Annotated in this window: 13 protein-coding genes; 9 read left to right on the top strand and 4 right to left on the bottom strand. The window is 74.9% G+C overall.

Annotation, left to right across the window (positions count from 1 at the left end):
* The first annotated feature begins 123 nt into the window (after nt 1-123).
* Nucleotides 124-987, top strand: a complete 864-nt coding sequence (locus tag A3CO_RS0125985; RefSeq protein WP_033415049.1) for a formate/nitrite transporter family protein — start codon at nt 124-126, stop codon at nt 985-987.
* A gap of 49 nt (nt 988-1,036) precedes the next feature.
* Here A3CO_RS0125985 and A3CO_RS0125980 read toward each other — a convergent pair whose 3' ends face one another.
* The 4 genes from A3CO_RS0125980 to menE all read right to left on the bottom strand — a co-directional run bounded on the left by A3CO_RS0125980 (nt 1,037) and on the right by menE (nt 6,927).
* Nucleotides 1,037-2,089, bottom strand: coding sequence for an MBL fold metallo-hydrolase (locus A3CO_RS0125980; protein ID WP_018335187.1), 1,053 nt, complete (start codon nt 2,087-2,089; stop codon nt 1,037-1,039).
* A 69-nt stretch (nt 2,090-2,158) separates the two neighbouring features.
* Complete coding sequence (locus A3CO_RS0125975; RefSeq protein WP_018335186.1) at nt 2,159-3,061, bottom strand: 1,4-dihydroxy-2-naphthoyl-CoA synthase; 903 nt, start codon at nt 3,059-3,061, stop codon at nt 2,159-2,161.
* A gap of 195 nt (nt 3,062-3,256) precedes the next feature.
* Nucleotides 3,257-5,725: a winged helix-turn-helix domain-containing protein gene (locus tag A3CO_RS0125965; RefSeq protein ID WP_018335184.1), complete on the bottom strand. Its 2,469-nt coding sequence runs from the start codon at nt 5,723-5,725 to the stop codon at nt 3,257-3,259.
* Nucleotides 5,726-5,748: 23 nt separating this feature from the next.
* Nucleotides 5,749-6,927 (bottom strand): o-succinylbenzoate--CoA ligase, encoded by a 1,179-nt coding sequence (menE, locus tag A3CO_RS0125960; protein ID WP_018335183.1) that lies wholly within the window; start codon nt 6,925-6,927, stop codon nt 5,749-5,751.
* On the opposite strand from menE, the gene A3CO_RS0125955 reads away from it, so the two are divergent.
* From A3CO_RS0125955 to A3CO_RS37715, 8 genes are all read left to right on the top strand, one after another.
* Entirely contained in the window at nt 6,926-7,966 is a 1,041-nt protein-coding gene (locus tag A3CO_RS0125955) for an o-succinylbenzoate synthase (RefSeq protein WP_018335182.1), read from the top strand. The genes menE and A3CO_RS0125955 overlap by 2 nt on opposite strands.
* Nucleotides 7,967-8,088: 122 nt before the next feature.
* A complete protein-coding gene (locus A3CO_RS0125950; RefSeq protein WP_018335181.1) occupies nt 8,089-8,955 on the top strand; it encodes a TIGR02569 family protein in 867 nt (288 codons plus the stop codon).
* 138 nt (nt 8,956-9,093) lie between these two features.
* On the top strand, nt 9,094-10,485 hold the full coding sequence (locus tag A3CO_RS0125945) for a nitrate/nitrite transporter (RefSeq protein WP_018335180.1): 1,392 nt from the start codon (nt 9,094-9,096) through the stop codon (nt 10,483-10,485).
* 71 nt (nt 10,486-10,556) lie between these two features.
* Nucleotides 10,557-13,145: a nitrite reductase large subunit NirB gene (gene nirB, locus A3CO_RS0125940; protein WP_018335179.1), complete on the top strand. Its 2,589-nt coding sequence runs from the start codon at nt 10,557-10,559 to the stop codon at nt 13,143-13,145.
* Nucleotides 13,142-13,573, top strand: a complete 432-nt coding sequence (gene nirD / locus A3CO_RS34380) for a nitrite reductase small subunit NirD (RefSeq protein ID WP_018335178.1) — start codon at nt 13,142-13,144, stop codon at nt 13,571-13,573. Before nirB ends, nirD begins: the two co-directional genes overlap by 4 nt.
* Nucleotides 13,570-14,424, top strand: a complete 855-nt coding sequence (locus tag A3CO_RS34375) for a uroporphyrinogen-III synthase (protein ID WP_018335177.1) — start codon at nt 13,570-13,572, stop codon at nt 14,422-14,424. Before nirD ends, A3CO_RS34375 begins: the two co-directional genes overlap by 4 nt.
* 16 nt (nt 14,425-14,440) lie before the next feature.
* On the top strand, nt 14,441-15,109 hold the full coding sequence (locus A3CO_RS0125925; RefSeq protein ID WP_018335176.1) for a sirohydrochlorin chelatase: 669 nt from the start codon (nt 14,441-14,443) through the stop codon (nt 15,107-15,109).
* Between the two features lie 75 nt (nt 15,110-15,184).
* Entirely contained in the window at nt 15,185-16,774 is a 1,590-nt protein-coding gene (locus tag A3CO_RS37715) for a serine/threonine-protein kinase (protein WP_018335175.1), read from the top strand.

Genomic DNA, 16,774 nt, shown 5'->3' with positions numbered 1-16,774 from the left:
GCTGGGCGATTGTGCGACAACGGTGACACAGGGTTGACCGTCTGTTCACGACCTCTTGGCCGACGACCGGGAACCGACTGTTCGTATGCCTTCCGACATGATCCCGTCGTCCGAGAGGTGACCATGCCCATCCCCATCACCGAAGCCGTGGACGAGCAGGCCGAGGCTGCGAACACCAAGCTCCGCGCCTCGCGCTCGCCCGTCTCCTACCTCGTGAGCGCCGCGCTGGCCGGGGCCTACATCGGCGTCGCGGTCACCCTGATGCTCGCCGCCGCCGGTCCCCTCAGCGCCGCGAACAGCCCGTTCACCAAGCTGGTGCAGGGACTCGTCTTCGGGATCGCCCTGACCCTGGTCGTGTTCGCCGGCGGCGAGCTGACCACCGGCAACATGATGACGATGGTCCTCGGCCTGTTCGGCCGGGCGCGACGCGTCGGGGTCGGCGCGGTGGTCGCCGTCATCCTGTGCTCGTTCGTCGGCAACCTCGTCGGCGGGCTGCTGTTCTCGCTGCTCGTCGAGGCCTCGGGCGTGCTCAAGATCGCGAACCCGGGCCAGCCGCCTGCCGCGTTGAACTTCCTCACCTCGACGTTCCGGTCGAAGGAGACCGAGACGGTCTCGACCATGTTCTTCCGCGGCGTGCTCTGCAACTTCCTGGTCTGCCTCGGGGTGTGGATGGCCGCCCGGACGCGGTCGGACGGCGCGAAGCTCGTCGTGCTGTTCTGGGCGCTCCTCGCGTTCATCACCACCGGCTTCGACCACGTCGTCGCCAACATGACGATCTTCGGCCTCGGCCTGTTCAGCGGGCTGCCGGAGGCCACCATCGGGCACTTCGCCTGGAACCTGCTGTGGGTCGGGCTCGGCAACCTCGTCGGCGGCGGCCTGCTCGTCGGTGCGGCCTACGGGTTCGTCGCGCGCAGCGAGAAGCCGGGGCGCGACGACGACGTCCCCGACTCGGCGGTGCCCCGCGAGCGCGAGGTGGCGCAGGCGTAGGTGCCTCCGGCTCGTGAGTACTCGTCCGTGCTCGGGCACGGAGAAGTGCTCACGGGCCGAAGGCGTAGCGGCTGCCCACGGCGCCCGGCACGAACGCGTCGCCGAGGGCCTGGGCCAGCCGCATCTGCGCCCGCCAGCCCGTGCAGTGCGCGGGGACGACGACGTCGGGGGCGAGGTCGACGAGCGACGCCACGGTGGGCTCGATGATCGGCTCGAACCCCGGACCGGTGAGGTGCAGGCCCCCGAGCAGGGCGTGCAGCCGGTCGTGACCGGTCAGCCGCAGCGCGTGCCGTGCGATGTTCACCGACCCGGCGTGCCCGCAGCCGGTCAGCACGACGAGGCCCCGACCGCGGACGTCGACGACGAGCGCCTGGTCGTCGACGATCCACGGGTCGGGCGCCCAGGTCCCGTCGACCCGGGCCTCGTGGAACGGCATGCCGCGCTCGAACTCCGTCGTCCGGTCGACCTCCCCGGTGACGAGGACGCTGCCGCCGAGCAGGAAGGACGGCTCGCGGCGCTCGATCAGCTCGATGCCGTCGCCGACGAGGGCCGCGCGGTCGAGCCGCGGCATCACGAACGGCTCGCCGCCCGGCGGCACGAGACGCCGCTCGGTGAACGCCACCGGGTGCAGGACCAGCGGGCTCGCGGTGCGACCGAGCCACCGTTCGAGGCCGGGGAAGCCGCCGGTGTGGTCCGCGTGGCCGTGGGAGAGCACGACGGCGCCGATGTCGGTGGGGTCGATGTCGAGCCGTCGCCCGTTCACCGCCATGCCCTCCGGCGAGACCCCGGTGTCGAACAGCAGCGTGTGGTCGTGCCCGTCGCGCGTGACCGTGACCAGCGCCGAGAACCCGTGCTCCGCCACCAGCCCGGGCCGGGCGAGCCCGCCGACGTACTGCCCGGCCTCGAGGCCCGGACCGGTGCCGAGCCGGGCCCGCGTCACCCCCGGCCCGTCGGCGAGCAGCGCGTCGAAGGAGTTGTCGACGAGCACGGTGATCGTCAGGGCGTCGACCGGCTCGAGGTGGACGGGGTCGACGGCGGTACCGTCCGCGGCGCGCGGGGCCGCGAAGGCGACGGCGGCCGCGTCGGGGGTCTCGGTGCACACGCGGGGTGCCTCCGGCCGGTGGGGACGTGTCCGGCCCGGAGCGCGGAGTGCTCACGGGCCGCAGGGCACCTAGTAGTACCAGGGGAACGGCGACCAGTCGGGCGCGCGCTTCTCCAGGAACGACTCCTTGCCCTCCACGGCCTCGTCGGTCATGTACGCGAGGCGTGTGGTCTCGCCGGCGAAGAGCTGCTGGCCGACCAGCCCGTCGTCGACGAGGTTGAACGAGTACTTCAGCATCCGTTGGGCCTGCGGGGACTTGCCGAGGATCTCCCGCGCCCACTGCAGCGCGGTGGTCTCCAGCTCCGCGTGCGGCACGACCTCGTTGACCGCGCCCATGCGGTGCATCTGCTCGGCGGTGTAGGTCCGGCCGAGGAAGAAGATCTCGCGGGCGAACTTCTGCCCGACCTGGCGGGCGAGGTAGGCCGAGCCGTACCCGCCGTCGAACGACCCCACGTCGGCGTCGGTCTGCTTGAACCGGGCGTGCTCGGCGCTCGCCAGGGTGAGGTCGGAGACGGCGTGCAGCGAGTGGCCCCCGCCCGCCGCCCACCCGTTGACGACGGCGATGACGATCTTCGGCATGAAGCGGATCAGCCGCTGGCACTCGAGGATGTGCAGCCGGCCCGCGCGGCCCTGCTCCTGGGCGCTGACCGCGGTCTCCGACGAGGCGTACTGGTAGCCCGTGCGCCCGCGGATGCGCTGGTCGCCGCCGGAGCAGAACGCGTGGCCGCCGTCGCGCGGGGAGGGGCCGTTGCCGGTGAGCAGGACGACGCCGACGTCGGCGCTCGTTCGGGCGTGCTCCAGCGCCGTCGCGAGCTCGTCGACGGTGTGCGGGCGGAACGCGTTGCGCACCTCGGGCCGGTCGAAGGCGATGCGCACGCATCCCAGCTCGACCGAGCGGTGGTACGTGATGTCGGTGAGGTCGAAGCCCTCCACCGGGCGCCAGACCGAGCTGTCGAAGAGCGGTTCGTCCACGAGGAGCGACCCTAGGCGTCCGGTCCCCGAGCCGCGGACGTGACGGGGACCCGACGCGGGAACCGGACCGTCGTCCGCGCGGGGTGAGCCTGCTGGTCTTCCTCGCCGTCGACACGGCGTACGCGGCGGTGGGCTCCTCCCGGGCCGACCGAAGGGCACCGTCGGTCGGGTAGATCGAGCGACGGTGCCCTTCGGTCAGGACACCGAGGACCGGGAGCGGACCGGCATCAGGGGCAGCGACGGCCGACCCGGACCCTCGTCGTCCCCGGCCTCCCACGCCAGGCCGGGCAGGCCTCGCAACGCCGACACGAACGGCTCCAGGCCGGTGCGGGCGACGCTGTCGGCGAGGGTCTCGTGGCCCACGCGCAGGTCCTCCCAGATGCGCACCACCTGGTCGACGAGCAGGGGCACCTGGTCCTCGGCGACCCGACCGAGCACCGTGCCGATGCGGTCGCGGCCGAGGTCCCCGCCGAGGTGCACGCGGTAGCCGGGCACGCGCCGGCCGCGGACCGAGACGAGGTTGCCGGCGAGGCCGAGGTCGGCGGCCTGGTGGCGGGCGCAGGAGGCGGGGCAGCCGGAGATGCTCACGGCCACGCGGGAGTTCCGGCGCAGGGCGGGCAGGTGCCACAGGACGCGGGCGAGGTCGCGGGTCGGGGTGATGGCGAGCGCGCACGAGGCGGCGCCGACGCAGGCGCGGACGTCGCGGGCCGGCCGGTGGGTGTGCACGGCCAGGCCTACCGCGGCGACCCGGGCGGCGACCGCCCCGACGTCGTCGACCGTCACGTCGCGCAGCACGACGTTCTGCTCGCGGCTGAGCCGGACCACCCCGTCGGCGTGGTCCTCGGCGACCTCGGCCAGCACGTCGAGCGCCGCCGCCGACAGGCTTCCGAGCGGCACCGTGACCGTCACGGTCGCGAGCCCCGGCGTGTGCTGCGGGCGCACGTCGTCACCCCAGCCGTCGGGCGGGGCCGGTCCCTCGGGCACACCGGGCGCGCGGACCGCGGGCAGCGGGGCGGGCGGCGGCCACGCCCGCGCGGACAGGTCGGTCTCGGCCTCGGAGACCAGCGCGCGGAACCGGTCGGGGCCGAGCCGGGCGACGAGGAACTTCAGCCGCGCGCGGTTCGGGCTCTCGAAGGCGCCGTGCGCGAGGAAGACCGCCAGCACGGCGTGCACGGCCGGGAGCAGGCCCTCGCGGGGGACGAAACCGGCGAGCCGGGTCGCGAGCGTCGGCCGGGAGCGGCCGAGCCCGCCGCCCACCCACAGCTCGTAGCCGGGGCGGCCGTCGTCGTCGAGGACCGACACGAGCCCGACGTCGGAGATCTTGGCCTGGGCGCGGCAGCCGGGGCAGCCGCCCAGGCTCACCGAGAACCGTTGGGGGAGCCGCGTGTTCAGCTCCGGTCCGAGGCGCAGCAGCGAGTCGGTGAGCTGCTCCGCGTCGGGCGTGCAGTCGAACGGCTCCTCGGCCGAGACCCCGGCGTCCGGGCAGCTCGTGACGCCGCGGACGGTGTGCCCGCACGTCGCGTCGGTGTCGAGGCCCGCCGTGTGCAGGGCGTCGAGGGTCCCGACGACGAGCGCCGCCGGCACGTCCTGGAGCTCCAGCTGCTGCCGGGTGGTGAGGTGCACCGGGCCGAGATCGCGCTCGCGCAGGAGGGCGGCGAGCGCCCGTACCGCCGCGGCCGGCACCCGCCCGCGGGTCCGGGCGCGCAGCAGGAACAGCCCGTCCTCGCGCTCCGAGCACGCCCCGAGTGTCTTCAGGCTGTAGCGCTCCAGGGCGCCCAGCCGGGCCGGTTCCGCCACGGCGTCGAGGTCCAGCGGCAGCCCGGCGCGCTTGCTCGCGACGACGTCGCCGGGCGCGTCGCGGCCGCCCGGCCGGGCCGGGGACGACGGGGCGTCGAGGGCCTCGTCCGGGCGCAGCGGTGCGGCGACCCGCGCGGGCGGGGCGACGCGGTCGGGGACCGTCGCCGCACCCGTCGTCGGGAAGAGGGCGTAGCCGACCCCGCGCAGGGTGCGGATCAGGTCGCGGTGGGGGGGCCCGAGGACCCGGCGCAGGGCCCGGACGTGGACGTCGACGGTGCGGGCGCTGCCCTCGTAGTCGCGGCCCCACACGTGGCGGAGCAGGGCCGCGCGGGTGGCGGGGCGGCCGGGACGCGCGGCGAGCGCGGCGAGCAGTTCCAGCTCGCGGCGGGCCAGCGCGAGCGGGCGCCCCGCGAGGAAGGCCTGGTAGGCGACGGTGTCGACGACGAGGTCGTCGACGACGAGCGCGCCCGGCGGCGGCGCGGCGGGGCGCCGGTCCCGACGCGGGCGTGGGGCCGGCGGCACCGGGCGGGCGAGCAGGCGCAGACGGGCCGCGACCTCGGCGGGCGACGCGTCGGGCAGCAGCAGCGTGTCCACCGGCACGTCGTCCTCGACGGGGAACGCCGCGTCCGGCCCCACCACCACGGCGACCGGCAGCCCGGGACGGGTCGCGTCCACGGTGGCGGCGAGCTCGGCGGCCGCGAAGGGCCGGGTGCGGGCGTCGAGCAGGACCGCGTCGACGTCCACCGCGGAGGTGACGGCCTCGGCCGCCGTCAGCGCGCCGAGCGTGACGCGGTGGTCGGGCAGCATCGCGAGTCCGGGGAGCACCTCGTCGACCGAGGACGCCCCGGTGAGCAGGAGCAGGTGCACCCGGCCATGTCATCACCCGGCGGTTACGCCCGTGTTGCTCCGCCCTCCACGGCGAACAGATCACGCACCGCGGCCCGGTCGGGCTTGCCGATGCCCCGCAGCGGCAGCTCGTCGAGCACCCGCACGGCCCGCGGCGTCGCCCGGCCGAGCCAGTCGACCTCGCGGCGTACCGCCTCGGGCTCCAGTCCGGCGCCGGTCACCACGGCCACCACCCGGGCGCCCCACTCGGGGTCCGGCACCCCGACCACGCAGGCCTCCCGCACCCCGGGCACGGTGAGCAGCGCCTGCTCGACGACGACCGGGGGCACCTTCTCGCCGCCGGTGACGATGACGTCGTCGGCCCGGCCGAGCACCTCGAGCCGGCCGCCCGGGAGTACCCGTCCGAGGTCGGACGTCCGGAACCGGCGGCCCGGGAGGAACGCGGGGTCGTCGAGGCCCTGGTAGCCCTCGGCGACGGTCGCCCCGCCCAGCACGATCCGTCCGGCGCCGGACGGGTCCTGGTCCTCGATGTCCAGCGTGACCCGGTCCAGCGGCACGCCGTCGTACACGCAGCCGCCGCAGGTCTCGCTCATGCCGTAGGTCGTCACCACCCGCACGCCCGCGGCCCGGGCGCGGTGCAGCAGCGCGGCCTCGGCGGCGGCCCCGCCGACCAGCACGGCCCCGAACCCGCGCAGGGCGTCGAGGCCGCGGCCGGTCCCGTCCTGCGCGTCGTCGAGCAGCCGCCGCAGCTGGGTGGGCACCAGCGAGAGCCGTGTGACCGTAGGGCGGGCGGCGGCCACGGCGTCCGCGAAGGCGTCCGGGCGGAACCCGTCGCGCAGGTCCATCACGGCGGCCGGCACCCCGGCCCGTGCGGAGCGCAGCAGCACCTGGACCCCGGCGACGTGGTGCGCGGGGAGGGCGAGCAGCCAGCGGCCCTCCCCGCCGAGGCGGGCGGCGGTGGCGGTCGCCGACGCGGCGAGGGCGGTCCCCGAGAGGAGGACGGCCTTCGGAACGCCGGTGGAGCCCGACGTCGTGACCACCGCGGCGACGCCCGGCGCGACCGGCGCCCTCAACCGCGCGGGCGGGGGCGCGTCGTCGGGGCCGGTGGGCAGCACCGCCGGCCCGTGCCCCGACACGGCGGCGACGAGACGTTCGCCGAGGGCCCGGGCCGCCGCCGCGGACCCGTCGGTGGCGACGACCTCGACCGGTCGGGAACGATCCATGGTCATGACGTTAGGCCCGACCCCCGCCGAACCCGCGCCGACGGTCGACATCGTCACGACCGTCGGCGGCGTCGGGCTCCGGGCGTACCCCGTGGCCCTGCCGATGCGCGTCCGCTTCCGCGGCATCACGGTGCGGGAGACGCTGCTGCTCGAGGGTGCCGACGGCGGGTGGGGCGAGTTCTGCCCCTTCGCCGAGTACGACGACGACGAGGCCGTGCCCTGGCTGCGGTGCGCGCTGGAGTCGGCGCTCGGTCCCGCGTGGCCGGCCCCGCTCCGGTCGACGGTCCCGGTCAACGCCACCGTCCCCGCCGTCGATCCGGAGCACGCGCACCGCATCGTCACGGCGTCCGGGGCCGGCACCGCGAAGGTGAAGGTCGCCGAGGCCGGCCAGGACCGGGCGGCGGACCTCGCCCGCGTCGAGGCGGTGCGCGACGCCCTCGGCCCGGGCGGCCGCGTGCGGGTCGACGCGAACGGCGGCTGGGACGTCGACGGGGCCGTCGCCGCCGTCCGGGCGCTCGACCGCGCCGCCGGGGGCCTGGAGTACGTCGAGCAGCCCTGCCGCACCGTCGAGGAGCTGGCCGCGGTCCGCCGCCGCGTCGACGTCGCGGTCGCCGCCGACGAGTCGATCCGCCGGGCGTCCGACCCGATGCGCGTGGTCGCGGCCGGGGCGGCCGACGTCGCGGTGGTCAAGGTCGCGCCGCTCGGCGGGGTCGCCGCGTCGCTGCGGATCGCCGAGGCGATCGGGCTGCCGTGCGTGGTGTCGTCGGCGGTGGAGAGCTCGGTGGGGCTCGCCGCCGGGCTCGCGCTGGCGGGCGCCCTGCCCGAGCTGCCCCACGCCTGCGGGCTGGGGACGACGAGCCTGCTCGCCCGGGACACCGTCGCGGCGTCGCTGGTGCCGGAGGGCGGCGCGCTGCCGGTGCCGCCCGCGGCGCCCGCACCCGGCGTCGGGAACCTCGCGGGGAACGCGATGTCCCCGGACCGGGCCACGTGGTGGCTCGACCGGGTGAGGCGGGTGCTACTCCTGGTCGAGGACCGGTGAGGCGCGACCCCGGGCCCGACAGGCCGGGACGGACACGCCGGGGCTCGTGTCCCTGACTCGACCCGCGTCGGGTATAGCGTGCGGAGCGTGACGGGCAGGGTGTCCATGGCGACGGGGGAACGATGACCGCGGTTGCTCAGGGCTCGTCGCAGGGACCGTCGGCCGCGGGGGAGCCCGAGGGGCCCCCGCAGCACGTCCGCACCGCCTTCGGGGTGCGCGACTCGGTGCCGCGTCCCCGCCCCCACCTGCCCGGCCCGGCGTGGAGCTGCGACGGCGTCCTGCTGCGCCCGGTGTCGGACACCGTGCTCGCCGCGTGGTCGGCCGCGACCCTCGAGGAGCTCGCGGGCGGCGGCGTCGACGGGATCCGGCTCGCCCGGCCGGTCCGTGCCTCCGACGGCCGGCGCGTCGTCTCCGGGTGGTCGGCCTGCCACGACGTCGCGGGGGAGGTCCGGCCCCGGCACGACGACGTGGTCGCCGTCTCGCTGCGCCTGCACCGCGCCACCGCGCGCCTGTCCCGCCCGCGGCTGGTCGACGACCGCGACGACATCCTCGCCCGCGCCGACCGTGCGGCCTTCGGGGAGAAGCAGGTGCCGCTCGACCCCGAGACCGGGGGCGACCTGTTCGCGGAGCTGGCCCGCCGCCGGATCGCGTCCACTCTGCCGCTGCAGCTCGTGCACGGCGACCTGTTCGGCACCGTGCTCTTTGAGGGCGACGGAACCGGGGAGGACCAGCCGCCCGCCGTGCTCGACCTCGTCCCGTTCTGGCGTCCCGTCGAGTGGGCCGCGGCCGTCGTCGTGGTGGACGCCCTCGCGTGGGGCGGCGCCGACGCCGGCCTCGTCACGCGGTGGGGCCACCTCCCGCAGTGGCCGCAGATGCTGCTGCACGGGCTGCTGTTCCGGCTCGCCGTGCACGCCCAGCACCCCGCCTGCACCAAGGAGTCGCTGCGGGGACTCGAGCACGCCGCCCGGATCATCAGCGAGCTGCTCTGAAAACCGTGACGGTGCGCTCTTCGACCGTCGTTCCACCGAAACACGCTGTCATCGCCGCGTAACGGGCGCTTCCTAGCGTCCCCGCCGAGACGACGTCCCCCCGAACGGGACGTTCCCGGCGAGGCGGAGGACGACGAGATGACGGTGGCCGCGAGGTCCGAGGGGCTGATCCGGGGTCGGTGGATCGACGACTGGCGCCCGGAGGACGAGTCCTTCTGGGAGGGCGGCGGCAAGCGGGTCGCGAACCGGAACCTGTGGTTCTCGGTGTTCTCCGAGCACATCGGGTTCTCGATCTGGACCCTGTGGTCGGTCCTCGTGCTCTTCATGCCGAACGACGTCTTCGGGCTCGACGTGGCCGGGAAGTTCTTCCTCGTCGCCATGCCGACGCTGATCGGCTCGTTCCTCCGCCTGCCCTACACGATGGCCGTCGCGGTGTTCGGCGGCCGCAACTGGTCGATCATCGCCGCGGCCCTGCTGTTGATCCCCACGATCCTCGCGGCGTTCATCGTCCAGCCCGGCGTCAGCTACACGACGCTCATGGTGCTCGCGGCGATCGCGGGCGTCGGCGGCGGCAACTTCGCCTCCTCGATGACCAACATCAACGCCTTCTTCCCCGACCGCCGCAAGGGCTACGCGCTCGGCCTCAACGCCGGCGGCGGGAACCTCGGCGTCGCGGTGATCCAGCTGCTCGGGCTGCTCATCCTCGCGACGGCGGGCGGCGGCGTGGGCGGCATCCGCATCCTGCTCGGGATCTACATCCCGCTCGTCGTGATCGCGACGCTGTCCTGCGCGCTGTTCATGGACAACCTGAGCTCGGTGCGCAACGACACCGGGGCACTCAAGGAGGCCACGAGCCAGGCCCAGACCTGGGTCATCTCCTTCCTCTACATCGGCACCTTCGGCTCGTTCATCGGCTACAGCTTCGCGTTCGGGCTCGTGCTGCAGAACCAGTTCGGCCGCACCCCGCTGCAGGCCGCGACCCTGACCTTCATCGGCCCGCTGCTCGGGTCGCTCATCCGCCCCGTCGGCGGCTGGCTCTCCGACCGCATCGGCGGCGTGAAGGTCACCTTCTGGAACTTCGTCGCGATGGCCGTCGCCTCGCTGCTCTGCATCGTCGCGTCGGGGCAGAAGTCGCTCGCGCTGTTCGTCGTCGGCTTCACCCTGCTGTTCATCACCTCGGGCATCGGCAACGGCTCGGTCTACAAGATGATCCCGGCGATCTTCCGGACGAAGGCCCTGGCCTCGTCGGAGAGCAAGGGATGGGACCAGGACGCGGCGCTGCTCTGGGCGCGACGCATCTCCGGCGCCGTGATCGGCATCGCCGGCGCGATCGGCGCCTTCGGCGGGCTGCTGATCAACCTGGCCTTCCGCCAGTCATTCCTCACCGTGAAGAGCGGCGTGCCGGCGTTCTGGGCGTTCCTCGCCTTCTACGCCGTCTGCTTCGTCGTGACCTACCTCGTCTACATGCGCAACGCGAAGGCGGCGACCGACCCGACGACGGGCTCGAAGGTCTCGTACGCGTCCGTGTGAGCACAGGTGAGCAGAAAGGGTCGCCATAGCGGCCCTTTCTGCTCACCTGCGACCGAAGGGAGCACATCGCCATGAACGCCCGCACGGTCGTCGTCGTCGGCCACGGGATGGTCGGGCACCGGTTCGTCGAGAGCCTGCGCCGGCTGGACACCGACGACGCCTGGAAGATCGTGGTGCTGGCCGAGGAGAACCGGCCGGCCTACGACCGGGTCGCGCTGTCGTCCTACGTGGGCGACGCCTCGGCCGAGGACCTCACCCTCGACGAGCACAGCGACCCGCTGGTCGAGCTGCACCTCGACGAGCCGGTCACCGCGGTCGACCTCGCCGCCCGGACGGTGCGCACCGCGAAGGGCCGGGACGTCGCCTACGACGAGCTCGTCGTCGCCACCGGCAGCGTCCCGTTCGTGCCGCCGGTCCCCGGCCGCGACCTCGACAACGTCTTCGTCTACCGCACCCTCGAGGACCTCGACGGGCTGCGCGCGGCCGCCGAGAAGGCGGTCTCGACGGCGGGCGCGGGACGGCGGGCCGGCGTCGTCGTCGGGGGCGGCCTGCTCGGGCTCGAGGCGGCGAACGCGCTGCGGCAGCTGGGCCTGTCCCCGCACGTCGTGGAGATGGCGCCCCGGCTCATGCCGGTGCAGGTCGACGAGGGCGGCGGGGCGCTGCTCGCGCGGCTGGTCTCGGAGCTCGGTCTGCGGGTGCACACCGGCGTCTCCACCAGCTCGATCGCGAAGGACCACCGCGGCGGCCTGACGGTCACGCTGTCCGACGGCACCGAGCTCGACGCGTCCGTGGTCGTCTTCTCCGCGGGCATCCGGCCCGCCGACTCGCTGGCCCGCGAGGTCGGGCTCGAGGTCGGGGAGCGCGGCGGCGTGCTGGTCGACGAGCGGTGCCGGACCTCCGACGAGCACGTGTGGGCCATCGGCGAGGTCGCGGCGGTCAAGGGCCGCACCTACGGCCTCGTCGCGCCCGGCTACGCGATGGCCGAGGTCGTCGCCGAGCGCCTGACCGGCGGGGACGGCCGTTTCACCGAGGCCGACCTGTCGACCAAGCTCAAGCTGCTCGGCGTGGACGTGGCGAGCTTCGGCGACGCCCACGCGGCCACCGCCGGCGCGCTCGAGGTGACGCTGAACGACCCGGTCGCCGGGACCTACTCCAAGCTCGTCGTCTCCGACGACGCGCAGACCCTGCTCGGCGGCATCCTCGTCGGCGACGCCTCGAACTACGAGACGCTGCGCGGGTTCCTCGGCGAGAAGCTCCCCGGCGACCCGATGTCGCTCATCGCGCCGGCGGGCGACGGCGCAGTCGGCGTCGGCATCGACGCCCTGCCCGACGGCGCCCAGATCTGCTCCTGCAACGCGGTCACCAAGGGTGCGCTGGTCGCGGCGATCGCCTCCGGCGAGGCGACGACGGTGCCGCAGCTCAAGGCGTGCACGCGCGCCGGGACCACGTGCGGGTCCTGCGTGCCGACGCTGGGCAAGGTGCTCGCGTCCTGCGGCGTCGAGGTGTCGAAGGCGCTCTGCGAGCACTTCTCCCAGTCGCGCGCCGAGCTCTACGAGATCGTCATGGCGACGGGCCTGCAGACGTTCTCCGAGATCATCGGGCAGTACGGCACCGGACGGGGCTGCGACATCTGCAAGCCCGCCGTCGCCTCGATGCTCGCGACGCTCGCCGGGGGCCACGTGCTCGACGGCGAGTCGGCGGTGCTGCAGGACACCAACGACCACTTCCTCGCCAACATGCAGCGCAACGGCACCTACTCGGTGGTCCCGCGGCTGCCCGGCGGGGAGGTCACGCCCGAGGGCCTCATCGCGATCGGCTCGGTGGCCAAGGACTTCGGGCTCTACACGAAGATCACCGGTGGCCAGCGGATCGACATGTTCGGCGCCCGCGTCGACGACCTGCCGAAGATCTGGCAGCGCCTGGTCGACGCCGGGTTCGAGTCCGGCCACGCGTACGGGAAGTCGCTGCGGACGGTGAAGTCGTGCGTCGGCACCGACTGGTGCCGCTACGGCGTGCAGGACTCCGTCGGGCTCGCGGTGGCCCTGGAGCTGCGCTACCGCGGCCTGCGCTCGCCGCACAAGCTGAAGTCCGGGGTGTCGGGCTGTGCCCGCGAGTGCGCCGAGGCCCGCTCGAAGGACTTCGGGATCATCGCCACCGAGACCGGGTGGAACCTCTACCTGGGCGGCAACGGCGGCTTCACCCCGCGGCACGCGGAGCTGATCGCCTCCGACCTGGACACGACGACGCTGGTCCGCACGATCGACCGCTTCCTCATGTTCTACATCCGCACGGCCGACCGGCTGCAGCGCACCGCGCCGTGGATCGAGGCGCTCGAGGGCGGTATCGACCACCTCCGTGACGTGATCATGGAGGACTCGCTCGGCATCTGCGCCTCGCTCGACGAGCAGATGGCGCGCCACGTCGAGGGGTACGCCGACGAGTGGGCCGCGGTCCTCGCCGACCCGGACAAGCTCGAGCGGTTCACGTCGTTCGTCAACGCGCCGGGCACGCCCGACCCGACGATCGAGTTCGTCGACCACCTCGGTCGGCGCGTGCCGGCGGGGATGAAGGACGGCCAGCCGACCGACCTCGCCGCTCTCGGTCTGGGCGGCGTGCCGATCACCGACGGAGCCCGGATCCCGATGGGAGCGCCCGCATGACCGCGCAGGCCGACGTTCGCCAGCACCCCTCCGGCTCGACCGACGGAGCCGAGTCCAAGGACCCGCAGCCGACCCCGGCGACCCCCGCGGCCCCGCCGTCGGGAACGGGATGGACCGCGGTCTGCCCCCTGGCGAAGCTCCAGCCGGAGCGTGGGGTGTGCGCCCTGGTCGACGGCGAGCCGGTGGCGGTGTTCCGCACCCACGACGACCGGCTGTTCGCCCTGCACAACGTCGACCCGTTCTCCCGGGCCTCCGTGCTCTCGCGCGGCATCGTCGGGGACCTCGGCGGGACGGCGGTGGTGGCCTCGCCGCTGCACAAGCAGCACTTCGCGTTGGAGTCGGGCGTGGCGCTCGAGGACTCCGACGTGGTGGTGGCGACCTATCCTGTGCGGGTGGTGGACGGGACGGTCGAGGTCGGGAGCCCATGACGGAGGACGCTGTCGCGCAGGACACGACCCGGGTCGCGGGTCCGCTCGGGGGCGTGCGCGTCGGCGTCACCGCCGACCGCCGCGCCGACGACCAGATCGAGCTCCTGCACCGCAAGGGCGCGACGACGGTGCACGGGCCGACGATGCGGATCGTGCCCCTCGCCGACGACTCGCAGCTCGCGGACGTCACCCGCGGGCTGGTCGACACCCCGCCCGATGTCGTCGTCGCGACCACCGGGCAGGGCTTCCGCGGCTGGCTCGAGGTCGCCGACGAGTGGGGTCTCGGGGAGCGACTGCGGGAGGTGCTCGGTTCCGCGGAGGTGCTGGCGCGGGGCCCGAAGGCGCGCGGTGCGATCCGTGGCGCCGGGCTCCGCGAGGTCTGGTCGGCCGACGAGACCGAGTCGTCGCCGGAGGTGCTCGAACACCTGCTCGACGTGGGGGTGTCCGGACGACGGGTCGCGGTGCAGCTGCACGGCGACCCCATGACCTCCTTCCTCGAGGCCCTGCGCGAGGCCGGGGCGGACGTCGTCGAGGTGCACGTCTACCGGTGGGAGCCGCCGCCGGACCTGCCGGCGGTCGACGCGCTGATCGCGGCGATCGTGGACGGGGAGGTCGACGTCGTGACCTTCACGTCCGCGCCGGCGGTGGAGGGACTGTTCCACCGCGCGGAGGCGACCGGGTCGGCCCCGGACGTCGTGGCCGCGTTCCGCGACGGCGTGCTCGCGTGTGCGGTCGGGCCGGTCACCGCGGCCCCGCTGGACCGGCTCGACGTCCCGTCGATCGCGCCGGAGCGGTTCCGGCTGGGAGCGATGGTGAAGCGCCTGGAGGAGCACGTGGCGGCGTCCTCGTGAGCGGGGCGGCGTCCTCGTGACGCTCGTGGTCCTCGCGCACGGCACGAACGACCCGGCCGGCCGGGCGACGTGGGGTGCGCTGCTCACGCGGGTGCGGTCGCTGGTCCCGGACGTCGGGGTTCGGCTGGCCTGGGCGGGCGTGGCCCGACCACAGCTGGCGGACCTGCTGCCGAAGCTGGACCCGGGACCCGTCGTCGTGGTCCCGGCGTTCCTCGCGTCGGGCTTCCACGTGCGCCGCGACGTGCCGGACCAGCTGGCCGCGCTCGGCCGGACCGACGTGCGGGTGACCGAGCCACTGGGCCCCGACGCGGTGCTGGTGGACGCGGCGCTGTCACGGCTGCGCGACGCCGGGTGGCGCTCGGAGCGGGTCGTGCTCGCCGCGGCCGGGTCGACCGACCCGGTGGCGCAGGCCGACCTGCGGGTCGCCGCCGACCTGATGCGGGAGCGGGTGGGTGCCGCGGTGCCGGTCGGCTACGTCGCGGGGGGCGACCCGCGGCTGGCGGAGGTCGTGGCGGCCCAGGACGGGCCGGTGGCCCTGCTGACGTGGCTGCTCGCCCCGGGAGTGTTCCACCGCTGGGCGTCCGCCGTGGGCGCCGCGGTGGTCGCCGAGCCGTTGGGGGACCACCCGGCGGTCGCGTCGTTGCTGGTCGACCGGTACCGGGCGTCGGTGGCGCTGGCCGGCTGAGGCCGCCCGCCGCGTATGCCCGGCGGCCCGGGTGGGCACTCCGCACCGCGCGGACGGCGGAGGGAGAGACAGCGGGTGGCCGAGGACGAGGTGATCGGCGGGCGCTACCGGGTCGTCGCGCGGGTCGGGAGCGGGGCCATGGGCGTGGTGTGGCGCGCCGAGGACGAGCGGCTGCGCCGCGCGGTGGCCCTCAAGCAGGTCCGGCTGCCCGGCGGGGTCGACGAGCGGAGCACCGAGCAGGCCCACCAGCGCGTGATCCGTGAGGGCCGGCTCGTCGCCCGCATCCACCATCCGCACGCCATCACCGTGTTCGACGTCGTCGACCACGGCGGCGAGCCGTGGCTCGTCATGGAGTACCTGCCCTCGCGGAGCCTCGCCGAGGCGTTGGCGGCGGACGGGCCGCTCTCCGCGCGGGACGCCGCGGCCGTGGGGCACCAGGTCGCCGCGGCGCTCACCGCCGCCCACGCGGCCGGGATCGTGCACCGCGACGTCAAGCCGGGCAACGTCCTGCTCGGCACCGACGGCGTCGTCAAGGTGACCGACTTCGGCATCTCCCGCGCGGTCGACGAGGCCACGATCACCTCGACCGGGATGATGGCCGGTACGCCCGCCTACCTGGCGCCCGAGGTCGCCCGCGGCACGGCCGCCGACTTCCGCTCCGACGTCTACTCGCTGGGCTCCACCCTCTACGCGGCCGTCGAGGGCGAGCCGCCGTTCGGGTCGGGTGAGAACGCGCTGGCGCTGCTGCACCGCGTCGCGACCGGGGACCACCCGGCCCCGCGGCACGCCGGGACCCTCGCACCGTTGCTGGAGCGGATGCTCGCCACCGACCCCGTGCACCGCCCCGAGATGCACCAGGTGCGCGACGAGCTCGAGCGCCTCGCCGCCGTCGACGTCGAGACCGACGCGTGGCCCGAGGAGCAGCCCCCGACGAGCCCGACCGTGCCCGTCCCGCCCCGCGACGACTCGCTCGCCGGCGCTCGTCGGCAGGCCGCCGTCCTCCACCCGGCGACACCCCCCGGCGCCCCGGCTGCCGTCGCAGAGGCGACCCGGCCGCAGGAGACCGGCCCGGTGTCGGCGCCGCCCGAGGAGGGGCAGGAGCGGGCGGGACGACGGCGCACCCCGCTCCTGGTCGGGCTCGCGCTCCTGCTGGTCGGGGCGGTCGTCGCGGTGGCGCTCGTCCTGAGTACGGGGAACGGCGCTCCCAGCGCGAGCACGGCGCCCGGCACCGGGGCCGGGGCCGACCAGCCCGCCGATCCGGGGTCGAGCTCCGGGGCCGGTTCCGGCTCCGACTCCGGCGGTGGGACGGGTGGCGGCGGTCGGTCGACCCCGCTGCGGGGCACGGCCGACCAGGTCGCGCAGCAGCAGGCGGTGATCGACTACTACGGCCTCATCCCCACGGACCTCCAGGAGGGCTGGCAACGCCTGACGCCGTCGTACCAGTCCACCACCGCGGGCGGCTTCGCCGGCTACTCCCGGTTCTGGGGCGACATCGGCCGCGTCGACGTCCGCGGGGTCTCCTCGGGACCGGGCGACACCGTCGACGCCACGGTCACCTACGAGCGCCGCAGCGGGGGCACGAGCGAGGAGCGGACGCTCTTCCGGATGGTCCAGCAGGACGGCGGGTGGAAGATCGACGGGAGCCAGGTGCTCTCCAGCCGCTGA

Origin of the sequence: Actinomycetospora chiangmaiensis DSM 45062, from assembly GCF_000379625.1 — a bacterium.
GTDB classification, from domain to species: domain Bacteria; phylum Actinomycetota; class Actinomycetes; order Mycobacteriales; family Pseudonocardiaceae; genus Actinomycetospora; species Actinomycetospora chiangmaiensis.
The sequence above is the reverse complement of the archived record's forward strand: the minus strand, read 5'-3'. Positions and strand labels throughout refer to the sequence as shown.